Below are 24,451 nucleotides of genomic sequence, written 5' to 3' on the forward strand. Positions count from 1 at the left end.
GGCAGGTCGGCACAGCGGCGGGGCGCGGGGTGGATAGCCTGACACCAGAAGTTCCGAGGAGTTCAGATGAAGATCCACAATCCCTTCCGCACTGCGCTGGTGGCGACGCTCGGCGTGGGGTTGGGCATCCTCCTGATCGGGAGCGTCCAGAACCTGTCGACGGTCTTCCTCTATCTGGGCACGGCCCTGTTCCTCAGCCTCGGGCTCGATCCCGTCGTGGCGTTCCTCGAGCGCAAGAAGCTTCCGCGGTGGTTGGCGGTGCTGGTGACGATCGTCGCGGTGCTGGCGATCTTCGCCGGCATCGTGCTGATGGTCCTGCCGATGATCGTCTCCCAGATCACGCAGCTCATCGATCAGATCACCCAGCTGGTCAGTCGGCCGACCCTCCTGTCGGATATCGAGGACTGGATCACCGGCATCTTCCCCAACCTCGATGTCCAGCGGGTGCTCGTCGAGGCGCAGGCGTGGTTGATCGGGAACGTGGGCGACATCACGAACAAGGTCATCAACGCGAGCGTCACCATCGTCGCCGGACTGTTCGGTGCCTTCATCGTCTTGATCCTGACGATCTACCTCACGGCCTCCACCCCCTCGCTGAAGGCGGCGGTGTACCAGCTGGCACCGGCGTCCAAGCGCGACCGCTTCGTCGACCTCGCAGAGCAGATCACCGATTCCGTCGGCTACTACGTGATGGGCCAGCTCTCGCTCGGCGTGATCAACGGCGTGCTGAGCGCGATCTTCCTCTCGATCATCCAGGCGCCGTTCCCCGCCGTGCTCGCCGTCATCGCCTTCTTCTTCTCCCTGATCCCGCTCGTGGGCACGCTCACCGGCTCGACCATCATCGTGCTGATCTGCCTCATCCCCGGGCTGGGCTCCCCCGCCACGGCGATCGCCGCCGCCATCTACTACCTCATCTACATGCAGATCGAGGCGTACGTGATCTCGCCGCGCATCATGAGTCGCGCGGTCTCCGTTCCGGGGGCGGTCGTCGTCGTCGCCGCGCTGGCCGGCGGCAGCCTGCTCGGACTGCTCGGCGCACTGATCGCGATCCCGGTGGCCGCGAGCATCCTGATCATCTACCGGCAGGTGCTCATCCCACGCATGAACGAGCTCTGACGCCGCTCAGGCGGCCGGAGGCCAGTGGGTCTCGAGGGGAAGCGCCGAGGGGTTCACGGCGGCCACGATCTCCGTGAGCACTCTGCGCGTCTGGGTCTCCCCCACCCAGAGGTGCTTTCCGCCGTCCACCGCGATCAGCTGGGCGTGCGGGATGGACGCGAAACGCTCGCGCGCCTCCGCGGGCCGCAGGTAGTCGTCGAGCTCGGGCACGATCACCACGACCTGGCGGTCGCTACCCGCCCAGGCCGCGACCTCGTCATCCGTCGCACGATGCAGCGGCGGCGACAGCAGGATCACGCCCTCGATGTCGTGGTCGCGACCGTACTTCAGAGCCAGCTCGGTACCGAACGACCAACCCACGAGCCAGGGACGCGGCAGCGCGCGCTCGCGGACGAAATCCATCGCCGCGGCCACGTCGAACTGCTCGGCGCCGCCACCGTCGAACGCGCCGTCGCTGGTCCCCCGCGGCGAGGTCGTCCCGCGCGTGTTGAAGCGGAGCACCGCGAGATCGGCCAGAGCAGGGAGCCTTCCCGCGGCCTTGCGCAGGATGTGCGAGTCCATGAAGCCCCCGGCGGTCGGCAGCGGGTGCAGCGTGACGAGAGTGGCCACCGCTTCGCCGGTCTCCGGCTGCGCCAGCTCTCCGACGAGAGTCAGCCCGTCGGCCGTCTGCAACTCGATCTCCTCGCGTCGCGCCGGAAGCTCCAATGGCCCACGAATCTCCATGCTCACGCCATCCTCCAACAGTGTGTGTGCCAGTGTCTGCGCGCGGCCAGATCGGCCGCGTCGCCGAGCACGCCATCAGCGCGCCACGCGACGAGGTGCGCTGTTCCTGCGGCGACTTCCTGTCCGCACCCCGGGCAGACGTAGGCCTTCTGCGCCTGCGCCGCCGACACGGGCTGAACCGTCCATTCGGCTCCGCGGCGCGTCTCGGATCGCTTCCACCCGGCCATCAGCCGTTCCAGGGAATCCTCGGCGTCAGGGCGCGCCGGATGCCGTTTGCGGGAGCGAGGCACGGTGCGCGCTCACCACCAGTGGTTGTTGGTCCAGAAGCTGTACGCTCCGGCCCAGCTCCCATAGCGTCCGACCGCATACCCGGTCGCCCACCGCAGATTGTCGACCGGGTTGTACCCGTTTCCCGGCACCTTGCTGCACGGGAGTGCCTGTACGAGGCCGCACGCGCCGGATGAGGAGTTCGTCGCGTTCGGGTTCCAGCCGCTCTCACGGGAGACGATGTAGTCCACGTATCCCTGATCGGACGCTGCGATGCCCGCCGCTGCCATCCACTCGGCCGGTGCGCCGCCCCCGCTGTAGAGCAGAGGGCCACCTCCGCCGCTCGACCCACCGGTCTTGTTCGTCTGCGCGACGACGGGCTTCGGCTTCGGCTTCGGCTTGACGTACACCTCGAACTCGCCGCGATCGATCGGCGTGATCGCTGCGCCTTCGACGGTGACCGTCAGGTTCTGGGTGTCGGCCAGAGCAACGGCGTAGACGCTGTCCGTCGTGTCGGCAGTCGCTCGGTCAGCCAGCGCGACGCCGGTGGGCGCCATGATCGCTCCGGCGAATCCGACGACCGCAACGGCGCTGAAGACGCCGACCACGCCGCGGCGTCGAGACCACCTTCGAGTTCCCTTGCGCGTCGATGTGGCCACCGCCGCAGGTACCAGCGAGGCGTTGCTTCGTTCGAGTTTCATGTCGTTTCGGGAGTTCACGATGAGGGACAGTCTACGCAAAGACGTCTGAGACGACCATGGGAGGCCTCAGCGGACGGCCAGGATGACATCGATGGTGGCGTCGAGCAGCGCATCGACCTGCTCTTCACGGTAGCCTCCACGCTGCATCCGGAAGGCTGCCGATCGCAGCTGCTCCGCGGTCAGGGCGTCTCCGTCGCGGAGGTACCGGACGATTCGCGTCGCGACGTGATCGACCTCGTCGACGCGGTATCCGAAGGTCAGGACACCGTTGCGCGCGAATCGATGACGTGCCGGACGCGCAAGATGGTCGAGGATGACCTGCGCGTCCTCACGCGCCTGCTCGACCCATGCGCCCGCCCCGCGTGAGCGGACGACGCGCTCGCGCTCCCGCGCGGCGAAGGCGTCCTCGACGCGACCGAGCGCGGCGTCGACATCCGCGACGACGTAACCGTTCTTGACGAGGGGGAACGAGGCGGTACGCACGTCTGCCGCCTCCAGTTGATCTCCCCCGAGTTCGAACGCCTTGCGCGCCGAGGCGAGGAACGTGTCCACCGCGGCGCGGTGATAGCCGAGCGTGCGGCCGGTCGTGAGCGCGAACGCGGGAGGAGCATCCTCCGCGGTCGCGGCATCCAGAGATCGGTCGGTCATGACAGCACCACCCAGGGAGAGAGGAGGAAGTAGAGGCAGAGCGCCGGGACGGTCGACGGCAGGATGCTGTCCAGCCGGTCGAGCAGCCCGCCGTGTCCCGGAAGCCACGAACTCATGTCCTTGATGCCGATGTCGCGCTTGAGCATCGACTCGCCGAGATCGCCGAGAGTGGCGGAGAGCAGGATCGATGCGCCGAAGATGAGGCCCGCCCACCAGGGCAGATCCAGAAGGAAGATCGCGAGGAGAGTACCGGCGATCATGGACGCCGCGACGGCACCTGCGAACCCTTCCCACGTCTTCTTCGGGCTGATCTTCGGCGCCATCGGATGGCGCCCGAATGCCAGACCGGCCGCGTAGGCCCCGGTGTCCGCCGCGACGGCGATCGCGACGAAGCTCAGAACCCACCATTGCCCCCCCTCCTGCTTGAGCAGGATGAGGGCGACGCCCGCGAGGAACGGCACGTAGATCTGCACGAAACCGCCGACGACGGCGTCGGCGAGGACGTCGCCGTAGGTCCTGCCGTCCTTCGAGACCATCTGTGCGACGAGTCGCCAGACGATCACGAACGAGACGGCGACGAAGAGCACGATCCAACAGAGCCAGATCTCCGCGAAGTATGCGGACAGCACCAGGATCGCAGCGGCGATCAGTTGCGGGACGACATCGATGCGTCGCCCGCCCGAGCGAAGCGCCCGAGAGAGCTCGTAGACGCCGAGGAGCGCGGCCGCCAGCGCGAACGGCACGAAGAGCGCCTTGATGAAGAGCAACGAGCCCAACAACGCCGCGCCGAAAGCGAGGCCGATGAGGATCGCGAGGATGAGGTCACGGCCGGTGCGCTGTTTGATGCGTTCGTTCGCCTGATCGAGCTGATCTCGCGCATGCGAGACGTGCGTGCCCAGCTCGTCACGTGCCGCCCGCCATTGCTCTCGGATCGCGTTGTGATCGGCGGTGTCGAGCTGTTCCGTCGTCACCACGTCCACTCCCCCGTTCGCGTGCTCCTCACGGGGCAGCGGAGGACGCGGCGGGATGCTCGCCGCGTCGAACTCGGGGAAGGCGGTGTCCGCAAGCGGGATGCCGCTGTCAGGGCCGGCTCCGTCGGGCGCCTCACGGCGCGACGGTCGCGTCCCCTCCTCGTCATCTCGCGTGTCGTCAGACATGCCGACTACACCTCGAGGAGTTCGGCCTCTTTGCGCTTGAGCGCGTCGTCGATGAGATCGACGTGCTGACGCGTGAGCGCATCGAGTTCCTTCTCGGCACGAGCGATCTCGTCTTCTCCGAGTTCGCTCTTCAGCGCGTCGAGCTCGTCCTTCGCCTTGCGTCGGATGCCACGGACGTGCACCTTGGCATCCTCCGCCTTGGTCTTCACGAGCTTCACGTACTCCTTGCGGCGGTCCGCCGTCAGCTCGGGCATCACGACGCGCACGAGGTTGCCGTCGTTCGTCGGGTTGGCACCGAGGTTGGGCATGTCGCGGACAGCCTGCTCGATGGCCTTCAGCGCCGACTTGTCGTACGGCGTGATGATCAGAGTGCGCGCCTCCTGGTTCGCCAGTGAGGCGAGCTGGGCGAGCGGGGTCGGCGTTCCGTAGTAGTCGACCAGAACCTTCTGGAAGAGCTGCGGGTTGGCACGACCGGTGCGAACCGTGGAGAAGTCCTCCTTGGCAGCCTCGACCGCCCGTGTCATGCGGGAGGTGGTTTCAGCGAGGACATCCGCGATCACGGTGACTCCTATCGTCGGGGTGTTCTGGAAATTCTATCGGGCGAAGCCTGTCCGCCCGGATCACACGCTCAGGCGGTGACGAGTGTTCCGATCGGCTCTCCGAGAAGTGCACGGGTCACGTTGCCGGCGGGCTCCATGCCGAAGACACGCATGTCCATGTTGTTGTCCATGCAGAGACTGAAGGCCGTCGAGTCGACCACCTTGAGTCCGCGCTGGAGAGCATCACGGTACGTCACCTGTTCGATGCGCTCGGCATCCGCGTGCTTGTTGGGGTCGGCGGTGTAGATCGCATCCACACCGTTCTTCGCCACCAGCACCTCCTGCGCTCCGATCTCGAGCGCACGCTGCGCCGCGACCGTGTCCGTGGAGAAGTACGGGAGTCCGGCGCCGGCGCCGAAGATGACGACGCGACCCTTCTCCATGTGCCGCTCCGCACGACGCGGGATGTACGGCTCCGCGACCTGGGTCATCGCGATCGCGGACTGCACCCGCGTCGCCGCACCGGCCTGCTCGAGGAAGTCCTGCAGCGCGAGGGCGTTCATCACGGTCCCGAGCATGCCCATGTAGTCGGCACGCCCTCTGTCCATACCGCGCTGGCTGAGCTCCGCGCCGCGGAAGAAGTTGCCTCCGCCGACGACGATGGCGACCTCGACGCGGTCGACCGCTGCGGCGATGTCGCGCGCGATCTGGCCGACGACGTCAGGATTGACGCCCAGCTGACCTGCGCCGAATGCCTCCCCGGAGAGCTTCAGAAGGACGCGGCGGCGTCCGGTGCGTTCGGTCATGGGTGTTGTCCTCTCGTCCCGATTCAAGATAGTGCCTCGTGGGCACGAAGAAGGGGTTCGGATCTCGATGATCCGAACCCCTTCGACTTTGCTACGCGCCGACCTTGAAGCGCGCGAAGTCCGTCACGGTGATACCGGCGTCCTTCGCCACCTGGGCGACAGAGAGCTTGTTGTCCTTCGCGTAGTCCTGCTCGAGCAGTGCGACCTGCTTGATGAACGCGGACACGCGACCCTCGACGATCTTGGGCAGAGCCGCTTCGGGCTTGCCCTCGTTGCGGGAGATCTCGGTGACGATCTCGCGCTCCTTCTCGACGGCCTCTGCCGGAACGTCCTCGCGGGCGAGGTACGACGGGTTGGCGAACGAGATGTGCTGGGCGATGCTGCGCGCGGTCTCCGCGTCGTCACCCGAGTAGGCGACGACGACGCCGATCTGCGGCGGCAGGTCCTTGCTCGTGCGGTGCAGGTAGACCTCGACCTTGTCGCCGGAGATCGTACGCACGCGGCGCAGTTCGACCTTCTCGCCGATGATCGCGGCTTCCTCGGAGATGACCTGCTCGACGCTCTTGTCGCCCGCCTGGGCGGCGAGACCGGCCTCGACCGAGTCTGCCTTGACGGCGGCGACAGCGTCGGCGACCTTGTCGGCCAGCGAGATGAAACGCTCGTTCTTCGCGACGAAGTCCGTCTCGCAGGCAAGCTCGATGAGCGTCACGGCGCCATCCTGCTCGCGAGCGACGATGAGGCCCTCGCTGGTGGAGCGGTCGGCACGCTTCGCGTTGCCCTTGGCACCCTTCAGGCGCAGGATCTCGGTGGCCTTCTCGACGTCTCCGTCAGCCTCCTCGAGCGCCTTCTTGGTGTCGACCATTCCCGTGCCGAGCTGCTCACGCAGCGCCTTGAGGTCAGCGATGGTGAAGTTGGCCATGTGTGGTGGCTCCTTGCTTCGTAATGTATGTCGGTTCGAGGGGATTACTTGGCGTCAGCCTCGGCAGCAGGAGCCTCAGCGTCGGCAACGGGTGCCTCTGCCTCGACGACCTCAGCCTCGACGACCTCTGCCTCGGCGGCCGGGGTCTCGACGACCTCCGCGACGACCTCGGTCTCGACTGCAGCCTCGTCGGCCGGAGTCTCGAGCAGCTCGCGCTCCCAGTCGGCGAGCGGCTCAGCGTCACCGGTCTCGGGGTTGTGCTTCTGCTGCAGGCCCTCGGCCGCGGCGTCCGCGATGATGCGCGTCAGCAGCGAGACGGAGCGGATCGCGTCGTCGTTGCCAGGGATCGGGTACTGGAAGTCGTCCGGGTCGGCGTTCGTGTCGAGGATGCCGATCACGGGGATGCCGAGCTTCTTGGCCTCATCGATCGCGAGGTGCTCGCGCTTGGCGTCGACGACCCAGATGGCCGAAGGCGTCTTGGTGAGGTTGCGGATACCACCGAGCGACTTGTGCAGCTTGTCGAGCTCGCGCTTCTTGAGAAGCAGCTCCTTCTTCGTGAAGCCGCTGTTCGCCGGGGTCTCGTAGTCGAGCTCCTCGAGCTCCTTCATGCGTGCGAGACGCTTGGAGATCGTCTGGAAGTTGGTGAGGAGTCCACCGAGCCAGCGCTGGTTGACGAAGGGCTGGCCCACGCGGGTCGCCTGCTCGGCGAGGATCTCCTGCGCCTGCTTCTTCGTGCCGACGAAGAGGATCGTGCCGCCGTGGGCGACGGTCTCCTTGACGAAGTCGTAGGCCTTGTCGATGTAGCCGAGCGACTGCTGGAGGTCGATGATGTGAATGCCGCTGCGCTCGGTGAGGATGAAGCGCTTGACCTTCGGGTTCCACCGACGGGTCTGGTGTCCGAAGTGCACGCCGCTGTCGAGCAGCTGGCGGATGGTGACCACAGCCATGGTCGTCTCCTGATTCTGGCGCGTTCAGCGCCGTTGAGGTTGTCAAGCCGATCTGACGATCGGACTTCCTGGTGCCCGGCGCACACCCGCCTGCTCTGGGAGCAGGACCTGAGGGAGTGGATGCCGCGACCGAAGTCGCTGAGGGCACGCGTAGTCACCCCGATATCGAGGTGCTCCCCCAGCATACAGGATGCGAGGCCGCACTCGCCCTGCACTCCCGGGCCGTCATGACAGCTTGTCCCCCATCGGCCGCGCGTGGTCACCGACGTCCCTCGATACGCATCAGGATGCACGGATGACATCCGCGACCCGCCTGGCGACCTGCCTCATGACGCTGCTGTGCGTCCTGCTGTGCACGGCGACTCCACGAGCCGCCTCCGCATCGACGGAGTCCGCCCTCGCATCGACGGGGTTCTCAGGGACCGCGAGGGGCGAGGCGAGCTGGATCTGGCCGCTCGCCGGACCACGCATCGTCGCCGAGCCGTATCGCGCCCCCGCTCATGTGTACGGCTCGGGACATCGCGGTATCGATCTCGATGCACAGCACGGCGTGGCGGTATCCGCTCCCGCTGCCGGCGTCGTCGCGTTCCGAGGCACCGTGGTGGACCGCCCCCTCCTCACCATCGAACACGCCGGGGGCCTCGTCTCGACGCTCGAACCCGTCGTATCGTCCCTGACACCCGGAGAGTCGGTCACCGCCGGCCAACCGGTCGGCGTCGTCGGTGCCGGCGGTCACACGCCGTCCGGAGCGGTGCACCTCGGCGTGCGCCTGGATGGCGACTACATCAACCCGATGCTGCTGTTCGGCCCCGTGACCAGAGCCGTGCTGCTCCCGTGCTGCGCGGCGCAGTGACCACGCGGCTCCCGCTTCGGGTGTGCCCCGCGCGCCATGCCCCCGAGTCGGCCTCGCACGAAGAGGTCAGGCGCGTGGATGAGCCAGGCGATACGTCGCCGCCAGACGCTCGGACGAAACGTGTGTGTAGATCTGGGTCGTGCCCAGGCTGGCATGCCCCAGGATCTCCTGGACCGCGCGCAGATCCGCACCGCCGTCGAGGAGATGGGTGGCGGCGGTGTGGCGTAGAGCGTGCGGACCGACGGTCTCCGCACCCACGATCGGCGACAGAACGCGAGCCACGAGCGTGTACACCGACCGCGCGCCGATGCGCCCGCCGCGGGAACCGAGCACCAAAGCCGGAGAGGAGGAGGACGAGCGAGCAATGAGGGCGGGGCGAGCACGCCGGAGATAGGCCTCGACCGCCGCGCCCGCGGGACGCCCGAACGGAACGACGCGCTCCTTCGAGCCCTTTCCGAGGACTCGCGCCGTCCGGCGGTCGAGGTCGACATCGTCGACGTCGAGCCCGCAGAGCTCGGAGACGCGGATGCCGGAGCCATAGAGCATCTCGACGATCGCGTGGTCGCGCAGCGCGAGCGGGTCGCCTCCCTCAGCCGCCGAACGCTGGACGTCGAGAAGCGTCGCCATGGCGTCCTGCGACGCGACGGTCGGCAACGAGCGCCCGCGTTTCGGGGCGATCAATCGCAGGCTGGGGTCGTGCGCGACCAACTCCTGCTCCTTCGCCCAACTGAAGAGTGACCGGGCCGCAGCCGCCCGACGAGCGAGCGTGGAGCGTGCGTCACCGCGCTGTGTGGCCCTCCACAGCCACTCGCGAAGCACTTCCAGATCCACGTCCTCCACGCCGATCGCGCCCGCGGATGCCGAGAGGTCGCGCAGGTCGGAGCGATACGCCTTGACGGTGGCCGGCGAAAGCCGACGCACACGCTCGAGGTGTTCGAGAAACACCTCTGCCGCCGCAGACAGTTCCATGGACTCAGCTTGCCGCCGAACACGAGACATCGGGGGAAGCCTCGCCGCCGAAGCCGGCCTCGCCATCCCCGGCCGCCCGCCTCCTTCCCCGGCGATCGCGAGCCACGAGGATCACGCGACAGCGGCCTACGAAGGCGACCGCCGCCAACCACCGCCCACCGGGTACACGGCGCCCTCGAGCTCCAGGAGCCCGAGGTGCGAGAGCACGCGCTCGACGGACAGCCCCGACCGGCGGGCGACCTCGATGGTCGGCAGCGCGGCGCGGCCACTGATGGCATCCAGAATCCGTACCCGCTCCGGATCCGCGTTCTCTGCAACCCGGTCGCGCTCGGACATCGTCCCGCACAGCTCACGCACGTCAGCCGCCGAGGTCACACACACCGCGTCGTACTCACGCAGCAGTCGGTGGCACCCCGCGGATGACGCCGACGTCACCGCGCCCGGCACCGCACCCAGAGGCCGGCCGAGCGCGGCCGCATGCCCTGCGGTGTTCAACGATCCGCTGCGCCAACCGGCCTCAACCACGACGGTCACATCACCAAGCGCTGCGATCAACCGGTTCCGCGCGAGGAACCGCCATTTGGTGGGCGCGGCGCCGCACGGCAGCTCGCTCACGACCGCGCCCTCCTCCGCTATCTGCTTGAGCAGACCATGATGCCCGGCCGGATAAGCGCGATCCACGCCGCCCGCGAGGAACGCGACCGTCCCCCCTCCGACCCCGAGTGCGGCGCGATGCGCCGCGCCATCGATTCCGTACGCTCCCCCCGACACGATGAGGGCGCCGGATGCGGCGAGGTCGCCCGCGATCTCTGCCGCGACCAGATCGCCGTATCCACTCGATGCGCGCGCGCCCACCATAGAAACCCGCGGCGTGACCGTCCATCGACGCGGATCTCCCCGGACCCAGAGTGCGATCGGCGCGTTGGCTTCGAGATCATCCAACGCCCCGGGCCACAGGTCGTCGCCGGGCAGAAGGAGCCGGGCTCCGACCTCGCGGGCACCACGCAGGGCATCGCGGACGGCACGAGCCTCCACCCGGGGAGCCCAGCGCCGCCTCCCCTCTGCGACGGCTCGCCGCACCCGCGGATCTGCCGTGTCGAGCAGCGCGTCGACAGCGCCGTCACGCTGGACGCCGTCCAGCGCATAGCGCAAGGCTTCCTCCGCACCCAGTGCTTGGATGAGCACTCCCGCGATGCCGTCCCCCGGCTCGGCGAGGACACTCCACGTGGCACGGGCGAGCGCATCGACCACGTCCGTCTCCTCACGGAGCAGCCGCACTTCATCCAGCGCATCGCCACTCCCGAGCAGTTCTTCGATCACTGTGTCATTCCTCTCCTCAGGTGCAGTGCGCGTCCGACCTCGTCGAGACCCGGCATGTCGCACCCGGTGATGTCGGCCATCGTCCAGGCCAGCCGCAGCACCCGGTCATATCCTCGAAGCGTCAAAGCACCCCTCTCCAGAGCGCGGTCGAGCGGGGCACGCACGGCCGGCCCCAGACGCAGCGCGCCTTGGCGCAGCCACGTGCCGGGCACCTCCGCATTGCGCCGCCACGGTGTCGCCCGCCAGCGCTCCGACGCACGCGCACGCGCCGCACTCACCCGCTCGCGTGCCTCTGCCGATGTGAGCGGAGAACGTCGCCCCTCCGCGGCTCTGTTCATCGCGACCCGCGCCACGGGGAGGTCGATGTCGACGCGGTCGCGCAGGGGGCCGGAGAGCCGCGTCGCGTAGCGCCTGATCGCCATCGGCGGGCACACGCACTCCGCACCGCGAACACCGTGGTTCCCGCATGGACAGGGGTTCATCGCCAACACCAGCTGGAATCGGGCCGGGAACCGGGCGGTGAATCCTGCGCGGTGCACTTCGATCGCTCCGGACTCGAGAGGTTGACGCAGGGCGTCGAGCGCGACACGCGAGAACTCAGCCGCTTCGTCGAGGAACAGCACGCCACGGTGCGCGCGTGCGATCGCCCCCGGTCTCGCCGCCCGGGACCCGCCTCCGACGAGCGCCGCCACAGACGCGCTGTGGTGCGGAGATTCCAGGGGTGGAGCCGCATCGAGCCGTGTCACGGCGTCACCGCTGAGCGAGCGGATCGCCGCGACCTCCAGAGCTTCCTCCTCGGTCAGCCGCGGCAGGATCCCGGGGAGACGCCGCGCCAGCATCGTCTTGCCGGCACCGGGCGGCCCGCTCAGGAGCAGATGGTGCCCGCCGGCTGCAGCGATCATCAGTGCGTCCACCGCCTCGGGCTGTCCGACGACGTCGGCGAGCTCGAGCGGTTCTTCGTGCAACGGCTCGACGACAGCCGCATCGACCGCGACCACCTCGGGTACCGCGACGTCGGCTCCATGCCACGCCGCCACCTCCGCGAGCGAGGCCGCGGCTCGCACGTCGACTCCGGGCACCAGGCGGGCTTCGTCTTCATTCGCCTTCGGCACGATCACGCGATCGAACCCGGCACGGGCTGCCGCGAACACCGCGGGAAGGATCCCCGGAACGGGACGCAGCCGCCCGTCGAGTCCGAGTTCGCCGATGTGGACCGTCCCGGAGATGGAGCGCCGGGCGATCAGCCCACCGGCGGCGAGTGTCGACACGGCGATGCTGAGGTCGAAGCCGGATCCGTGCTTGGGAAGGCTGGCTGGAGAGAGGTTGACCGTGAGGCGCCGACGGGGCAGATCCAGCCCTGCGTTCTTGCAGGCGTTGTGCACGCGCTGCACTGCCTCGCCGAGCGCCTTGTCCGGAAGCCCGATGATCTTGAACTCCGGCGTCTGGTTCGAGAGGTCCGCCTCGACCTCCACGAGATGCCCGTCGACGCCGGTGAGCGCCACGGCCCACGTGCGGGCGGTGCTCACGCGAGATCTCGCAGATGCTCCAGTGCGGCTGTCTGCGGGTCAGGACCGACGATGCCGATACCGTCGATCCGCACGGTCAGCCCCCGCGCCTGATCGGCGTGCGCCTCTATCCAGGCATGGGCGAGCCGCCAGAGGCGGTGTCTCTTGCGCTCATCGATCGCCTCGAACGGGTGCCCGAACGCCGTCGAGCGACGCGTCTTGACCTCGACGATCGCCAGGTGCTCGCCATGCACCGCGACGATGTCGATCTCGCCCTGCGCACAGCGCCAGTTCCTGTCGACCACGTCGTAGCCGAGTCCCACCAGGTGGGACACCGCACGCTGCTCGCCCGCTCTTCCGAGGTCATCTTTCGCTGCCATGGCCCCAGCATCGCGAAAGCTGCGGTTCGAGGATCTCGCCGTCGGCGCGCCGCCCGGCCGATCAGCAGAACTCGGAGAATCTGTCCGCCGTGCAGAAGAGGTGGCTCGACCGGCGTCCGGTCACTCTCCGTCGAGGGAGAGTTCCTGCGGCAGCTCGAACTCTCGACGCTGCAGCTCTTCCACGTTCACGTCCTTGAACGTCAACACCCGCACCGCCTTGACGAACCGATCTGCACGGTAGATGTCCCACACCCAGACGTCGGTCATCGAGATCTCGAAGTAGAAGTCGTGCTCGGTGTCGCGACGGACGACATTGACCTCGTTCGCCAGGTAGAACCGGCGCTCGGTCTCGACGACGTACTGGAACTGAGACACCACGTCCCGGTACTCCCGGAACAGTGCCAGCTCGAGTTCGCGGTCGTAGTCGTCGAAGGCTTCCTCATCCATGATGAATCCATCCTAGAGTCGGAGCGCCGCGATGCTGCACCGCTCGGCGCTCAGAACAGGGTCGGAGCATCCGTGATCGCCCACGATGCGCGGTGATACGGCGACAGTCCGCTCGCGCGGATCGCCTCGCGATGCTCTGCACTCGCGTATCCCTTGTTCCGATCCCACTGGTACTCGGGGTGACCGCCGTGCAACTCCACCATGAGGGAATCACGCGCCACTTTGGCGATGACGGACGCTGCGGACACCGACGCGCAATCACGGTCCGCCTTGATCACCGGACGCACCTGCAGGGGTCCGGGGTGGACGGCGGATAGATAGTCATGGTTGCCGTCCAGGAGAACCAGAGCGTTCTCGACCGATGCTCCTTGCGCCACCACGCCCAGCACGGCTCGCGATGCCGCAAGGCCGAGAGCACGCATGATGCCGACCGCGTCCACCTCCTCCGCGCTGGCCCAGCCGACGGCCGAAGCCTGCACCCAGGCCGCCGCCCGTGCGGCCACATCCGGACGGCGCTTCTCCGTCACGAGCTTCGAGTCGCGAAGGCCCTCCGGCACGCGACGACGCGCACCGGCGGCATCCATGACGGCGGCTCCGACGGCGACCGGACCGGCCAGGGCACCGCGCCCGACCTCGTCGAGAGAGATGATCAGGTCGCACTCACCGAGGAGCTTCCGCTCCAAGGTCAGCTTCGGGGCGACGATGGTCATTCGGGATCCGGGACGCCGTTGAATGTCTGGTGATGGCCGTCGATCGTCCCCATGCGGTTCAGCGGCCACGTCGTCAAGAAGGCCTTGCCCACGATGTTGTCCAGCGGGACGAATCCTCCGCTGGGCAGGTCCTGGTGCGCACGGGCATCCCGCGATCGATCACGATTGTCGCCGAGCAGCCAGACCGAGCCTTCCGGTACGACGACATCGAACGGATCGTTCGACGCTGCGGTGTCGCCTTCGGGGAGGTTGAGGTAGCTGAGCTCGTCGATGGCGGCGCCGTTGATCGTGATCTGGCCGAGGGCGTTGCAGCACACCACGTGGTCGCCGGGCAAGCCGATCACGCGCTTCACCAGATGGTCCTGAGCGTCCGTCGCAGCGATGCCCACGAAGTTCAGCGCCCAGTCCACGGCCTGCACCAACGGAGGAGCAGCCGGCTTCTGCGGTGCGGGATCGAGCCATCCACCGGGATCCTTGAACACGACCACGTCTCCCCGCTCATATCCTGTCCAGCGCGGGGTGAGTTCGTCTACGAGAATCCTGTCCTTGATCAGGAGGGTCCGCTCCATCGACGCGGACGGGATGTAGAACGACCGGACCACGAAGGTCTTCACCACGAACGACACCAGCGCGGCGATCAAGACGATGACCAGCACGTCGCGCAGGAAGATCAGGAAACCGCGACGCCGTCGGGACGTGGGTGCGGACGGGGAGTCGGTCGTCATCAGCTTCCTTCGCGAATCATGCACCGCGTGCGAGCGGCAGTATCAAGGGTCGCACACCGGGGGTAGAACACAGCACCCCGGGACATCGTGTCCCGGGGTGCTGTGGAGAAGCTGCGCGTCAGCGGTCGCGCTTCTCCTTGATCTTCGCCTTCTTGCCACGGAGCTGGCGGAGGTAGTAGAGCTTCGCGCGACGCACGTCACCGCGGGTGACGACCTCGATGTGGTCGATCACCGGAGAGTGAACCGGGAAGGTACGCTCGACGCCCACCTGGAAGCTGATCTTGCGGACCGTGAAGGTCTCGCGCACGCTGTCGCCCTGGCGGCCGATGACGACGCCCTGGAAGACCTGGATACGAGAGCGGGTGCCCTCCGTGATGTTGACGTGCACCTTGACGGTGTCGCCGGGGAAGAAGTCCGGGATGTCCGAACGGAGGGAAGCCGCGTCAACGGCGTCGAGGATCTGCATGATCGTCTCTCTCTGCACTCGCCACAGGTCGCGTGCATGATGATGGAAGGAACAAGAAAGTGTGTGTGCCGTACGGCGCTGATGCGTCCGCGGGTTCCCCTGAGGCAGAACCGGTCACGGCACAAAGACCCATTCTGCCATGAATGGGACCACCGGCCAAAACGCCGGTCGTCAGTCTCGCGGGTCGACCTCTCGCACCACGATGACCTCGTGGGCACGCGTCTCGGGGGCAGGCTCGTCCGCTCCGGGAATCGTCGACCAGGCGATGGTCTCGCGGATGCGCGCTCCACTCCCCTTCGCCTCATTCCACAACTGCCACAACTGCAGCCAGAACAGGGCGATGCCTGCGATGATCGCCCCTGTCAGCAGCCAGGGGAATGCACCATCGATGAAGAATCCCACGGCGATCGTGAGGCCATGCCAGACCGTGAACCCGAGCACATCCCACCAGGACACCGCGCGTTCGATGCGGACGGATGGCCGTGAGCGCGTGAGCAGTGTCAACAGCAGCTGCCCGACGAGAACCGAGGGGATCGCGATGAACAGCACCCAGAGGATCGCCCATCCGCCCTGGAACACGCCCCATCCGACAAGCAGCCACAAAGGCAGCAGGAACGCCGCCGGGAGAAGCCAGCGGAAGAAGGCCTGTCGCAACCACATGCTCAGATCGTACGACGCCTCATCCGCAGGAACCGCGGTGTTCGCTGTGAGCGCGCGGCGAACACCCTCCTCATCATCGGCGAGAATGGAGGAGACGAGAGGACACCCGATGATCGAATTGCGCACCCCTGCCGAGATCGACGAGATGCGCGCTGCGGGCCGCTTCGTCGCCGAGACGCTGGCGACGCTGCGAGACGAGACGAAGATCGGGACGAACCTGCTCACCATCGATCGGCGCGCCCACGACCTGATCCGCAAGGCGGGCGCCGAGTCCTGCTACATCGACTACCACCCCTCCTTCGGTGCGAGCCCGTTCGGCAAGGTGCTGTGCACGTCCGTGAACGACGCCGTGCTGCACGGGCTGCCCCACGACTACACCCTCCGCGACGGAGACCTGGTGTCCCTCGACTTCGCCGTCTCCGTCGACGGGTGGGTCGCCGATTCCGCGCTGTCGTTCATCGTCGGAACTCCTCGCGAGGAGGATCTGCGCCTCATCGACACGACGGAGCGCGCCTTGGACGCTGCCATCGCCGCCGCCGTGGTGGGCAACCGCATCGGCGACATCTCGGCCGCGGTCGCCGGGATCTCGCACGGCGAGGGCTACTCGATCAACACGGACTTCGGGGGCCACGGCGTCGGACGCACGATGCACGGCGATCCCCACGTGCCGAACGACGGGCGTCCGGGTCGTGGATTCCCGCTTCGTGACGGCCTGGTGCTCGCGCTCGAGCCGTGGCTCCTCGCCACGACCGACGAACTGGTGACGGATCCGGACGGATGGACGCTCCGCAGCGTCGACGGATCCCGCGGAGCCCATTCCGAGCACACGGTCGCGATCACCGCGAACGGTCCCATCGTCCTCACCGATCGCTCGTTCCTCGGGGTGGACTGACCCTCCGCCCCACGTCGGCCGGTCACCCCGTTCCATTCGGGGCCTCGGCGGACGGGAACGGGACGGACGAGCGCGCCTGTGCCATCCTGGGTGCATGATTCCCCAGGACCGTCACGTGCCGGAGCGCCTGTTCCTGGCGCGGCACGGCCAGACGACCTGGAATCGAGAACGCCGCCTGCAAGGGCAGCTGGACTCGCCGCTCACCGCCGAGGGAATCGCGCAGGCCCGCTCGCTCGCGGAACGGCTGTCCGGCACGGATGTGAGAACCGTCTGCTCGAGCCCGTTGGGTCGCGCACTGCGGACCGCGGTCATCATCGCGGATCGGCTCGGTGCCGACCTGATCGAAGTGCCCGAACTCGCCGAGGTGCATCACGGCGAGCTCGCGGGGATGACGTGGGACGAGATCGATGACGCGTTCCCGACTGTGCGGGAGGAACGTGCCGCCAATCGCTACGGCTGGGCGTTTCCCGGCGGCGAGAGCTATGCCCAGGCGCGAGCACGCGCGCGCAGGGCCCTCACGAGTTGCGGATGGGCGGCGTCGGGGACGCCGCTTCTGGTCAGCCACGAGATGATCGGTAGGATGCTGCGCGCCGAGCTGCGCGGACTCGACGCGACCGCCGCGCTCGGGCTCCGCCACCCGCACAGCGTGGTGTTCCGCCTCGACGGCGGCGTGGAGAGCGTGCTCTAGGACCGGTCGTCGTCGGGCGCGAGCAGGTCCGGCCGCCGCTTCCGCGTCCGCTCCAGCTGCTGTTCGCGGCGCCAGGAGGCGATCGCGGCGTGGTTTCCGCTGAGGAGCACATCGGGCACCGCGTGCTCGCGCCACAGGGATGGCTTCGTGTAGGACGGGTACTCCAACAACCCGTCCTCATGCGATTCCTCGACGAGGCTCTCGGGATTGCCGACGACGCCGGGAATCAGACGTCCGATCGCCTCGATCATCGCCATCGTCGCGACCTCTCCCCCGTTCAGCACGTAGTCTCCGAGACTGATCAGCCGCACTTCGCCGAGGGTGGATGCGTAGTCGAAGACGCGTTCGTCGATGCCTTCGTACCGGCCACAGCCGAACACGAGATGCTCACGCGACGACAGGTCGCGTGCGGTCGCCTGCGTGAAGACCTCTCCTGCCGGGGAGGGGAAGATGATCGTCGGTCGAGCAGACCGCGCGCTGACCTCGTCGAGGGCGAGCCCCCACGGCTCCGGCTTCATCACCATGCCGGCACCGCCGCCGTACGGGGTGTCATCGACGGTGCGATGCCGGTCGCTCGTCCAGTCGCGCAGGTCGCGCACCTGCAGGTCGAGGATCCCCGAGCTCTGCGCCTTGCCGAGAAGGGAGAGTGTCAGACCGTCGAAGTACGACGGGAAGATGGAGAGGACGTCGATGCGCACGGGGGAACCGTATCAGCGGTCACTCGGTCGCGTCGGCGTCCGAGCTGGTGGCAGCCTCGGCATCCGATGCATCCGGAAGGTCCTCGAACAGGCCAGGCGGGGGCGTGACGATGACTCGTCCCTGCGCCACGTCGACCGACGGGACGATCGCCTCGACGAACGGGACCATGATCTCGCGGTCGCCCGCCTTGATGATCAAGAGGTCCTGGGCGGGGAAATGCTCGATCCTGACCACGCGACCCACGACCGTGTCGTCACGGACGACGTCGAGCCCGACCAGCTGGTGATCGAACCACGCGTTGTCCTCGACCTCATCGACATCCTGATCGATCCAGAGGATCGCTCGCACGAGGCTCTCGGCGGCGGTGCGGTCGTCGACGTCGTCGAAGAACACCACCGGGCTGCCGTTCATCACGCGGTACTCGCGGATGGTGATGTCTTTCCCGTGCCACGGAGATGCCTCGGGCACCTGCAACGTGAACGCGGCACCGGTGTGGAATCGCCGCTCGGGGTTATCCGTGTACAGCTCGACCTTGAGTCCGCCCTTGAGGCCATGAGCCTTGACGAGGCGCCCGACGCGCAGCTGATTCTTGCTCTGGTTTCCGTCCTGCGACGCCACGTCAGTCGTCCGCGACATCGACGCGGACGCGACGTCCATCGGCCAATGCGGTGACAAGCGTGCGAAGCGCCTTCGCGGTGCGGCCGCCGCGCCCGATCACACGTCCACGGTCATCGGGGTGCACGCGCACCTCGAGGAGATCGCCTCGCGGCGACGTGGATTCGTTGATGCTGACATCCTCAGGGTGATCGACGATCCCCTTGACGATGTGTTCGAGCGCGGCGGCGAGCACGAGGGATTACTCTGCGTCGGCGGCGGGAGCCGCGTCGGCCTCGGCAGCGGCGGGAGCCTCCTCAGCGGGGGCCTCCACCTTCTTCTCTGCCTTGGGCTTCACGACGGACTTCTTGGCGGCGTCGATCTCGAACGGAACCTTGGGCTCCTTGACCTTGAGCGTGGACTTCGCGTCCTTGTCGCCCTTGAACTTGCCCCAGTCGCCCGTGATCTTGAGGATGGCGGCGACCTGCTCGGTCGGCTGGGCGCCGACGGAGAGCCAGTACTGCGCCCGCTCGGAGTCGACCTCGATGAAGGAGGGCTCCTCGGTGGGGTGGTACTTGCCGATCTCCTCGATCACGCGACCATCGCGCTTGGTCTTCGAGTCGGCGACGACGATGCGGTAGTACGGCGCACGGATCTTGCCCAGGCGCTTGAGACGAATCTTGACAGCCACGATTCTCCTGAATTGTGTGGAAGGGAAGGAACTGATCGCCTGGAGAGTGGGGTGCACAACCCGGCGGAAGCTCAAAAGGTGAGGACGACAGCTGGATAGAGGGTCGAGCAGGTCGTCCGACCTTCTATTCTGCCAGATCCGAGCGCCAGGAGCGAAACGCGGCGACACGGGTGTTGCGGAGACCTTCGCTCCGCGTGTCAGACTGTGCTCGTGACGCTCGATTTCGCGCCTTCGGCCCGCTCCACCGTCGGACTGGAATGGGAGATCATGCTCGCCGATCCGGCGAGCGGTGACCTGGTAGGACGCGCCCCCGAGCTGTTGGCCGCGCTCGAAGCGGAGAGCGCCGACGAGCGCCACACCGTCACCGGTGAACTGCTCACCAACACCATCGAGGTCACCAGCGGCGTCGGCGACTCCGTGGCGCAGGCGGTGGACGACATCGCTCAGGCCATCGCCGCGGTCCGGTCGGCGACCGATCCCGCGGGCATCGAGCTGCTCTCGGCCGGCAGCCACCCCTTCGCGCAGTGGTACGACCAGGAGGTGACCGACAAGACGCGGTATCACACGCTGATCGAGCGCACGCAGTGGTGGGGTCGGAACATGATGATCTGGGGCATCCATGTCCACATCGGCGTCGAAGACCAGCGCAAGGTGTTCCCCATCATCAATGCGCTCACCGGCTTCCTTCCGCATCTGCAGTCCATCGCCGCATCCAGCCCGTTCTGGGCGGGAGAGCGCACCGGCTACGCGTCCAACCGTGCGCTCGTGTTCCAGCAGCTTCCCACCGCCGGACTCCCCTGGCCCCTGCAGGACTGGGCCCAGTTCGAGGGCTACCTGGAGGACATGGTGCGCACCGGCGTCATGGCCGACGCCTCCGAGGTGCGCTGGGATATCCGACCGGCCCCGAGGTGGGGCACGATCGAGGTGCGCGCCTGCGACGGCGTCTCCACGCTCCCCGAGCTCGCCGCGATCGCCTCGCTGGTCCAGGTGCTGGTGGAGAGCTTCTCCCGCGCACTCGACGAGGGGCGAACCCTCCCGCAGATGCCCGCCTGGTACCACCGCGAGAACAAGTGGCGCGCGGCACGCTACGGCCTCGATGCCCGGGTGATCGTGGACGCGCAGGGTACGCAGCTCCCGGTGCGTGAGCATCTCGCTCAGACGATCGACCATCTCGCTCCCGTCGCCGTCGAGCTGGGGTGCGCGAGGGAGTTCGCCAGCCTCCACACGATCCTCGACGAAGGCGCCAGCCATGCACGTCAGATCGCAGTCGCGGATGCGTCGGGCGGCGACCTGGGCGAGGTCGTGCGGCATCTGATCCGCGAGTTCCGCTCGGGGCCGGAATCCTCGATCGACGAATCCTGACCTCCCCCGCAGTCGCGGGGCTCAGTCGTCCACGAGCTGGCGCGCGAGCCCTTCATCGAGCACCACGTCGGTGATGAGATCGGCCGCGATGGCGGCACGCAGGCTCACCAGCTTGGGGATGCCGGACACGACGCACACCCGCCGCGGGACGCGTCGCAGCCGATCGAGACCGGGACCGGTCGCTCGCGCATTGACCCTGATGTCGCGCCACGATCCGTCCGATCGGAAGAAGACCGTCGCCACGTCGCCGATCGCGTGATCCTCGCGAAGACTGCGGTAGTCATCCCGACCGAGGTAGCCGCCCACGTAGACGCGGCTCGGAACCTCCGCCGCCGGGGATCCCAGGCTGAACACCGCGATGTCCATCTTGGCCTGGAGATCGAGCACCCTGCGAGTGCTGCGCTCACGCCACATGGCCTCACGAGTCGCCGGGTCGTCGAAGAACGCCGGCACGGGGAACTGCTGCACCTGCGCGCCGAATGCGCTGCCGAACCTCTGCAGGATGTCGCTGGAGTACTCGACGCCGCTGGTCTGCGTGTTCCCGGCACCGTTGAGCTGCACGAACGTCGTGTTGTGGGTCTCCTTCTGGGTCAGCCCGCGGCTGACAGCGCTGATGGTCGAGCCCCATGCGACACCGACGATCATGTTCGAATCGACGAACTGCGAGAGCAGCCTTCCGGCGGTGAGGGCGACACGCTCGAGACGTTCGACCTCGCTCACGATCTCGGACATCGGCACCACGTGCGCCGCGACGCGGTGGCGGTCTCGGATCCGCTGCTCGAGGATCCCGAGTCGCTCGAGCGGTGAGTTGATGCGGATGTCGACGAGTCCGCTCTCACGCGCGAAGCTCAACAGCCTCGAGACGGATGACCGGGAGGTGCCGAGCTCCTGGGCGATCACCTCCATGGTCTTGTCCTGCATGTAGTAGAGCTGCGCTGCGGTGAGCGCGGCGATCAGCTTGGAATCGCGGGATTGCGCGCCGGGGTCGGCCATGACTTCCTCCTCGCCCTCGATCCTTGCACATATGTGCAGTGGACTTGCGCACAGCGTTCCACAGGTCGATGCTGGGTGGCAAGCAAGGAAAAGGGGTCGAAGATGATCGAGTCGACGCACTCGTCAGCGGAACGCGCTGAGGTACGCGCAGTCCGTGAATCCGGACGCACGAGCGTCCTTCTCATCGGTGGCGGGATCAACGGCATCTCCGCATTCCGGGATCTGGCACTGCAGGGAGTCGACGTCCTTCTCGTCGAACGCGGCGACTTCGCCTCTGGCGCCTCCTCTGCATCGAGCCACATGATCCACGGTGGCATCCGGTATCTCGAGAACGGCGAGTTCCGTCTCGTGCGCGAGTCGGTCGAGGAGCGCAACGGTCTCCTCAAGATCGCCCCCCACTACGTGAAGCCGCTTCAGACGACGATCCCGATCTACTCCACGTTCTCCGGGATCCTCTCCGCCCCTCTGCGTTTCCTGACGCACCGCAGCGGCAAGCCGCAGGAGCGCGGAGCGTTCCTCATCAAGATCGGCCTGACGATCTACGACACTTTCTCGCGTGACGGCGGCAGCGTTCCGCGCCATCGCTTCCTGGGACGCAAGCGCTCGCTCGCCGAACTCCCCTCGCTCGACCCGAACATCAAGTACACCGCGACGTACTACGACGCGTCGATGCACGACCCGGAGCGCCTTGCGCTGGACGTCCTGCAGGACGGGCTCGCCGCTCACCCGGCCGCCCAGGCTCTGAACTACGTCGAGGCGATCGGTCGCGACGGCGACACCGTGCTTCTCCGCGACCGTGAGAGCGGCACGGAGTTCGCGGTCGCGGCGGACGTGGTCGTCAACACCTCCGGTCCCTGGACGGACCTCACCAACGACGCGCTCGGCACCGACACCCGCTTCATGGGCGGCACCAAGGGCTCGCACATCGTGCTGGATCATCCGGAACTGCTCGAGGCGACCCGCGGCCGTGAGATCTTCTTCGAGCACTCCGACGGTCGGATCGTGCTGATCTACCCGCTCAAGGGACGCGTCCTCGTCGGCACCACCGACATCGATGCGGATCCGCGCGAGGTGGCCGTGTGCACCGAAGAGGAGGTCGACTACTTCTTCGATCTCATCCACCACGTCTTCCCCCAGATCGACGTGAACCGCGACCAGATCGTGTATCGGTTCTCCGGCATCCGTCCGCTTCCGCGTCACGAGGACACCGCACCCGGCTTCGTGTCGCGCGACTACCGCATCGAGGTCGACGAGAAGGGCTCCGTGCCGCTCGTCAGTCTCGTCGGCGGCAAATGGACCACGTTCCGCGCTCTGGGCGAGTCGCTCTCCGACGTGGTGCTCGGTCTCATCCACCGCACCCGCACCGTATCCACGGCCGGTCGCGCGATCGGCGGCGGTCGGGACTTCCCGCGCACCGAGAAGGCGAAGCGCATCTGGATCCAGGAGTACCTGCCCGGCGCCGGCGACCGCGCCGAGAAGCTCCTCGCCCGCTACGGCACACGTGCCGCCCAGGTCTGGGAGTACGTCGAGCAGGGCACGGATGCCCCGCTCGCCGGCGGCGACCTGTCGACGCGTGAGCTCGAGTGGATGGTGAACAACGAGATGGTCGCACGTCTTCAGGACGTCATCCTGCGCCGCACGAGCATCGCCTTCACGGGCAACGCCGATGCGAAGGTCATCGACGAGATCGCCGACGCACTCGCACCGCTGCTGGGCTGGGATCGTGCGCGCCACGACGCCGAGCTCGAGCAGACGCGCGAGCTGCTGAATGAAAGGCATGGACTCCACATCTCGTCGCGCACCCGCGGCTGACGAGATCTCCGACCGTCGCCCTCCTTGCGACGCTCTCCCATCCAGGTGTCACGGCAGAGGGGCCGTGACCCGCATGAAAGGTCAATGAAGACATGGCTGATGTCAATCTCGGTCTCTACTTCCTCTCGGAGTTGGTGGGCACAGCGATGCTCATCCTGCTCGGATGTGGCGTAGTCGCCAACGTCGCCCTGGCGAAGAACAAGGGCTTCGGCGGCGGCTTCCTGATGGTGAACTGGGGCTGGGGCCTCGCGGTCTTCGCCGGTGTTCTGGTGTCCGCCTACTCCGGCGCCATCCTGAACCCCGCCGTCGGCGTGGGTCTGCTCATCTCCGGCACGATCACCTTCACGATGTTCCTGGTCGCCACCGGTGCCGAGCTCCTCGGTGCCATCATCGGTGCCGTCGTGGTGTGGCTCGCGTATAAGCAGCACTTCGACGAGGAGCCCGAGCCGGCGAACAAGCTCGGCGTCTTCTCGACCGGTCCGGCGATCCGCTCGTACGGCTGGAACCTCGTCACGGAGATCATCGGTACTTTCGTGCTGGTGTTCGTGATCCTCGCGTTCGCCGACTACGGCGACATCGAGGTCGGCACGCCCGGAGGCCTCGGACCGCTCACCGCACTGCCCGTCGCTCTGCTCGTTGTCGCGATCGGTGCATCTCTCGGTGGGCCGACGGGTTACGCGATCAACCCTGCCCGTGACCTCGGCCCGCGTATCGCTCACGCGATCCTCCCCATCAAGGGCAAGGGTTCCAGCGACTGGTCGTACTCGTGGGTCCCGGTCGTCGGTCCGCTCATCGGTGGTGCGATCGCTGCTCTCGCAGCACCTGTCCTGCTCCACCTCGCCTGATCCCACCTGAATTCAAA

General features: G+C 67.3%; 30 protein-coding genes. 7 read left to right on the forward strand and 23 right to left on the reverse strand.

The features are described from left to right. Window positions 1–66: 66 nt before the first annotated feature. Complete coding sequence (locus FB560_RS09575; protein ID WP_141872147.1) at window positions 67–1,116, forward strand: AI-2E family transporter; 1,050 nt, start codon at window positions 67–69, stop codon at window positions 1,114–1,116. Window positions 1,117–1,122: 6 nt separating this feature from the next. On the opposite strand, the gene FB560_RS09580 is transcribed toward FB560_RS09575, so the two are convergent. The 9 genes from FB560_RS09580 to rpsB form a co-directional block, all read right to left on the reverse strand. Further along, window positions 1,123–1,839, reverse strand: a complete 717-nt coding sequence (locus tag FB560_RS09580; RefSeq protein WP_141873198.1) for an alpha/beta hydrolase — start codon at window positions 1,837–1,839, stop codon at window positions 1,123–1,125. A gap of 2 nt (window positions 1,840–1,841) precedes the next feature. Then, on the reverse strand, window positions 1,842–2,129 hold the full coding sequence (locus tag FB560_RS20940) for a hypothetical protein (protein WP_141872148.1): 288 nt from the start codon (window positions 2,127–2,129) through the stop codon (window positions 1,842–1,844). 9 nt (window positions 2,130–2,138) lie between these two features. Then, entirely contained in the window at window positions 2,139–2,807 is a 669-nt protein-coding gene (locus FB560_RS09590) for an aggregation-promoting factor C-terminal-like domain-containing protein (protein WP_141872149.1), read from the reverse strand. Window positions 2,808–2,873: 66 nt separating this feature from the next. Next, a complete protein-coding gene (locus FB560_RS09595) occupies window positions 2,874–3,455 on the reverse strand; it encodes a DivIVA domain-containing protein (protein WP_141872150.1) in 582 nt (193 codons plus the stop codon). Next, the gene (locus FB560_RS09600) at window positions 3,452–4,612 is read right to left on the reverse strand and encodes a phosphatidate cytidylyltransferase (RefSeq protein WP_188895155.1); all 1,161 of its coding nucleotides are present in this window, start codon (window positions 4,610–4,612) and stop codon (window positions 3,452–3,454) included. Before FB560_RS09600 ends, FB560_RS09595 begins: the two co-directional genes overlap by 4 nt. A 5-nt stretch (window positions 4,613–4,617) precedes the next feature. Then, window positions 4,618–5,172 carry a ribosome recycling factor gene (gene frr, locus FB560_RS09605; protein WP_141872151.1) on the reverse strand — a complete coding sequence of 185 codons (555 nt, stop codon included), beginning with the start codon at window positions 5,170–5,172 and terminating at the stop codon, window positions 4,618–4,620. 68 nt (window positions 5,173–5,240) lie between these two features. Then, window positions 5,241–5,957, reverse strand: coding sequence for a UMP kinase (gene pyrH / locus FB560_RS09610; RefSeq protein WP_141872152.1), 717 nt, complete (start codon window positions 5,955–5,957; stop codon window positions 5,241–5,243). 91 nt (window positions 5,958–6,048) lie between these two features. Beyond that, entirely contained in the window at window positions 6,049–6,876 is an 828-nt protein-coding gene (tsf, locus tag FB560_RS09615; protein WP_141872153.1) for a translation elongation factor Ts, read from the reverse strand. A 44-nt stretch (window positions 6,877–6,920) separates the two neighbouring features. Beyond that, on the reverse strand, window positions 6,921–7,823 hold the full coding sequence (gene rpsB, locus FB560_RS09620; protein WP_141872154.1) for a 30S ribosomal protein S2: 903 nt from the start codon (window positions 7,821–7,823) through the stop codon (window positions 6,921–6,923). Window positions 7,824–8,118: 295 nt separating this feature from the next. Here rpsB and FB560_RS09625 point away from each other — a divergent pair, with 295 nt between their 5' ends. Beyond that, window positions 8,119–8,676 (forward strand): murein hydrolase activator EnvC family protein, encoded by a 558-nt coding sequence (locus FB560_RS09625; RefSeq protein WP_141872155.1) that lies wholly within the window; start codon window positions 8,119–8,121, stop codon window positions 8,674–8,676. Window positions 8,677–8,742: 66 nt separating this feature from the next. Here FB560_RS09625 and FB560_RS09630 read toward each other — a convergent pair whose 3' ends face one another. From FB560_RS09630 to FB560_RS09670, 9 genes are all read right to left on the reverse strand, one after another. After that, window positions 8,743–9,645 (reverse strand): tyrosine-type recombinase/integrase, encoded by a 903-nt coding sequence (locus tag FB560_RS09630; protein ID WP_141872156.1) that lies wholly within the window; start codon window positions 9,643–9,645, stop codon window positions 8,743–8,745. A 126-nt stretch (window positions 9,646–9,771) separates the two neighbouring features. Further along, window positions 9,772–10,965 carry a DNA-processing protein DprA gene (gene dprA, locus FB560_RS09635; protein ID WP_141872157.1) on the reverse strand — a complete coding sequence of 398 codons (1,194 nt, stop codon included), beginning with the start codon at window positions 10,963–10,965 and terminating at the stop codon, window positions 9,772–9,774. Then, the gene (locus tag FB560_RS09640) at window positions 10,962–12,491 is read right to left on the reverse strand and encodes a YifB family Mg chelatase-like AAA ATPase (RefSeq protein ID WP_141872158.1); all 1,530 of its coding nucleotides are present in this window, start codon (window positions 12,489–12,491) and stop codon (window positions 10,962–10,964) included. The genes dprA and FB560_RS09640 overlap by 4 nt, the downstream gene beginning before the upstream one ends. Then, window positions 12,488–12,850, reverse strand: coding sequence for a YraN family protein (locus FB560_RS09645; protein ID WP_141872159.1), 363 nt, complete (start codon window positions 12,848–12,850; stop codon window positions 12,488–12,490). The genes FB560_RS09640 and FB560_RS09645 overlap by 4 nt, the downstream gene beginning before the upstream one ends. Window positions 12,851–12,970: 120 nt before the next feature. Next, window positions 12,971–13,297, reverse strand: a complete 327-nt coding sequence (locus FB560_RS09650; protein ID WP_017830719.1) for a DUF2469 family protein — start codon at window positions 13,295–13,297, stop codon at window positions 12,971–12,973. Window positions 13,298–13,347: 50 nt separating this feature from the next. After that, window positions 13,348–14,007 (reverse strand): ribonuclease HII, encoded by a 660-nt coding sequence (locus FB560_RS09655; RefSeq protein WP_141872160.1) that lies wholly within the window; start codon window positions 14,005–14,007, stop codon window positions 13,348–13,350. Next, on the reverse strand, window positions 14,004–14,732 hold the full coding sequence (gene lepB / locus FB560_RS09660; RefSeq protein ID WP_141872161.1) for a signal peptidase I: 729 nt from the start codon (window positions 14,730–14,732) through the stop codon (window positions 14,004–14,006). The genes FB560_RS09655 and lepB overlap by 4 nt, the downstream gene beginning before the upstream one ends. A 118-nt stretch (window positions 14,733–14,850) precedes the next feature. Next, window positions 14,851–15,198 (reverse strand): 50S ribosomal protein L19, encoded by a 348-nt coding sequence (rplS, locus tag FB560_RS09665; RefSeq protein WP_091037582.1) that lies wholly within the window; start codon window positions 15,196–15,198, stop codon window positions 14,851–14,853. Between the two features lie 171 nt (window positions 15,199–15,369). After that, the gene (locus tag FB560_RS09670) at window positions 15,370–15,858 is read right to left on the reverse strand and encodes an MFS transporter permease (RefSeq protein WP_141872162.1); all 489 of its coding nucleotides are present in this window, start codon (window positions 15,856–15,858) and stop codon (window positions 15,370–15,372) included. Window positions 15,859–15,967: 109 nt separating this feature from the next. Here FB560_RS09670 and map point away from each other — a divergent pair, with 109 nt between their 5' ends. Both map and FB560_RS09680 read left to right on the forward strand, forming a co-directional pair. Beyond that, entirely contained in the window at window positions 15,968–16,750 is a 783-nt protein-coding gene (gene map, locus FB560_RS09675) for a type I methionyl aminopeptidase (RefSeq protein ID WP_141872163.1), read from the forward strand. Window positions 16,751–16,844: 94 nt separating this feature from the next. After that, window positions 16,845–17,438 (forward strand): histidine phosphatase family protein, encoded by a 594-nt coding sequence (locus FB560_RS09680; protein ID WP_229673142.1) that lies wholly within the window; start codon window positions 16,845–16,847, stop codon window positions 17,436–17,438. Here the strand turns inward: FB560_RS09680 and trmD are convergent. From trmD to rpsP, 4 genes are read right to left on the reverse strand one after another with little or no spacing between them, the layout of a single operon-like run. Beyond that, window positions 17,435–18,136: a tRNA (guanosine(37)-N1)-methyltransferase TrmD gene (gene trmD, locus FB560_RS09685; protein ID WP_141872164.1), complete on the reverse strand. Its 702-nt coding sequence runs from the start codon at window positions 18,134–18,136 to the stop codon at window positions 17,435–17,437. The genes FB560_RS09680 and trmD overlap by 4 nt on opposite strands. 19 nt (window positions 18,137–18,155) lie before the next feature. Next, the gene (rimM, locus tag FB560_RS09690; RefSeq protein WP_141872165.1) at window positions 18,156–18,773 is read right to left on the reverse strand and encodes a ribosome maturation factor RimM; all 618 of its coding nucleotides are present in this window, start codon (window positions 18,771–18,773) and stop codon (window positions 18,156–18,158) included. Continuing rightward, on the reverse strand, window positions 18,757–18,987 hold the full coding sequence (locus tag FB560_RS09695) for an RNA-binding protein (RefSeq protein ID WP_045280385.1): 231 nt from the start codon (window positions 18,985–18,987) through the stop codon (window positions 18,757–18,759). The genes rimM and FB560_RS09695 overlap by 17 nt, the downstream gene beginning before the upstream one ends. 6 nt (window positions 18,988–18,993) lie before the next feature. Further along, window positions 18,994–19,422: a 30S ribosomal protein S16 gene (gene rpsP / locus FB560_RS09700; protein ID WP_017830730.1), complete on the reverse strand. Its 429-nt coding sequence runs from the start codon at window positions 19,420–19,422 to the stop codon at window positions 18,994–18,996. 210 nt (window positions 19,423–19,632) lie between these two features. Here rpsP and FB560_RS09705 point away from each other — a divergent pair, with 210 nt between their 5' ends. Then, entirely contained in the window at window positions 19,633–20,784 is a 1,152-nt protein-coding gene (locus FB560_RS09705) for a glutamate--cysteine ligase (protein ID WP_141872166.1), read from the forward strand. Between the two features lie 21 nt (window positions 20,785–20,805). On the opposite strand, the gene FB560_RS09710 is transcribed toward FB560_RS09705, so the two are convergent. Beyond that, on the reverse strand, window positions 20,806–21,777 hold the full coding sequence (locus FB560_RS09710; protein ID WP_141872167.1) for a sugar-binding transcriptional regulator: 972 nt from the start codon (window positions 21,775–21,777) through the stop codon (window positions 20,806–20,808). A 102-nt stretch (window positions 21,778–21,879) separates the two neighbouring features. On the opposite strand from FB560_RS09710, the gene FB560_RS09715 reads away from it, so the two are divergent. After that, a complete protein-coding gene (locus FB560_RS09715; RefSeq protein ID WP_141872168.1) occupies window positions 21,880–23,589 on the forward strand; it encodes a glycerol-3-phosphate dehydrogenase/oxidase in 1,710 nt (569 codons plus the stop codon). 92 nt (window positions 23,590–23,681) lie between these two features. Next, on the forward strand, window positions 23,682–24,434 hold the full coding sequence (locus FB560_RS09720; protein WP_141872169.1) for an MIP/aquaporin family protein: 753 nt from the start codon (window positions 23,682–23,684) through the stop codon (window positions 24,432–24,434). Window positions 24,435–24,451: the final 17 nt, after the last annotated feature.

This window comes from Microbacterium saperdae, from assembly GCF_006716345.1.
GTDB classification, from domain to species: Bacteria; Actinomycetota; Actinomycetes; order Actinomycetales; family Microbacteriaceae; genus Microbacterium; species Microbacterium saperdae.

Excerpts from the sequence above, each read along its gene's own strand:
- FB560_RS09650 (WP_017830719.1), bottom strand. The coding sequence starts at position 13,297 with ATGGATGAGGAAGCCTTCGACGACTACGACCGCGAACTCGAGCTGGCA.
- FB560_RS09680 (WP_229673142.1), top strand. The coding sequence starts at position 16,845 with ATGATTCCCCAGGACCGTCACGTGCCGGAGCGCCTGTTCCTGGCGCGG.
- FB560_RS09590 (WP_141872149.1), bottom strand. The coding sequence starts at position 2,807 with ATGAAACTCGAACGAAGCAACGCCTCGCTGGTACCTGCGGCGGTGGCC.
- map (WP_141872163.1), top strand. The coding sequence starts at position 15,968 with ATGATCGAATTGCGCACCCCTGCCGAGATCGACGAGATGCGCGCTGCG.
- FB560_RS09630 (WP_141872156.1), bottom strand. The coding sequence starts at position 9,645 with ATGGAACTGTCTGCGGCGGCAGAGGTGTTTCTCGAACACCTCGAGCGT.
- rimM (WP_141872165.1), bottom strand. The coding sequence starts at position 18,773 with ATGTCGCGGACGACTGACGTGGCGTCGCAGGACGGAAACCAGAGCAAG.
- FB560_RS09625 (WP_141872155.1), top strand. The coding sequence starts at position 8,119 with ATGACATCCGCGACCCGCCTGGCGACCTGCCTCATGACGCTGCTGTGC.
- lepB (WP_141872161.1), bottom strand. The coding sequence starts at position 14,732 with ATGACGACCGACTCCCCGTCCGCACCCACGTCCCGACGGCGTCGCGGT.
- FB560_RS09670 (WP_141872162.1), bottom strand. The coding sequence starts at position 15,858 with ATGTGGTTGCGACAGGCCTTCTTCCGCTGGCTTCTCCCGGCGGCGTTC.
- FB560_RS09645 (WP_141872159.1), bottom strand. The coding sequence starts at position 12,850 with ATGGCAGCGAAAGATGACCTCGGAAGAGCGGGCGAGCAGCGTGCGGTG.
- rplS (WP_091037582.1), bottom strand. The coding sequence starts at position 15,198 with ATGCAGATCCTCGACGCCGTTGACGCGGCTTCCCTCCGTTCGGACATC.
- FB560_RS09600 (WP_188895155.1), bottom strand. The coding sequence starts at position 4,612 with ATGTCTGACGACACGCGAGATGACGAGGAGGGGACGCGACCGTCGCGC.
- tsf (WP_141872153.1), bottom strand. The coding sequence starts at position 6,876 with ATGGCCAACTTCACCATCGCTGACCTCAAGGCGCTGCGTGAGCAGCTC.
- FB560_RS09715 (WP_141872168.1), top strand. The coding sequence starts at position 21,880 with ATGATCGAGTCGACGCACTCGTCAGCGGAACGCGCTGAGGTACGCGCA.
- FB560_RS09655 (WP_141872160.1), bottom strand. The coding sequence starts at position 14,007 with ATGACCATCGTCGCCCCGAAGCTGACCTTGGAGCGGAAGCTCCTCGGT.
- pyrH (WP_141872152.1), bottom strand. The coding sequence starts at position 5,957 with ATGACCGAACGCACCGGACGCCGCCGCGTCCTTCTGAAGCTCTCCGGG.
- FB560_RS09710 (WP_141872167.1), bottom strand. The coding sequence starts at position 21,777 with ATGGCCGACCCCGGCGCGCAATCCCGCGATTCCAAGCTGATCGCCGCG.
- FB560_RS09595 (WP_141872150.1), bottom strand. The coding sequence starts at position 3,455 with ATGACCGACCGATCTCTGGATGCCGCGACCGCGGAGGATGCTCCTCCC.
- FB560_RS09580 (WP_141873198.1), bottom strand. The coding sequence starts at position 1,839 with ATGGAGATTCGTGGGCCATTGGAGCTTCCGGCGCGACGCGAGGAGATC.
- FB560_RS09720 (WP_141872169.1), top strand. The coding sequence starts at position 23,682 with ATGGCTGATGTCAATCTCGGTCTCTACTTCCTCTCGGAGTTGGTGGGC.
- FB560_RS09575 (WP_141872147.1), top strand. The coding sequence starts at position 67 with ATGAAGATCCACAATCCCTTCCGCACTGCGCTGGTGGCGACGCTCGGC.
- rpsB (WP_141872154.1), bottom strand. The coding sequence starts at position 7,823 with ATGGCTGTGGTCACCATCCGCCAGCTGCTCGACAGCGGCGTGCACTTC.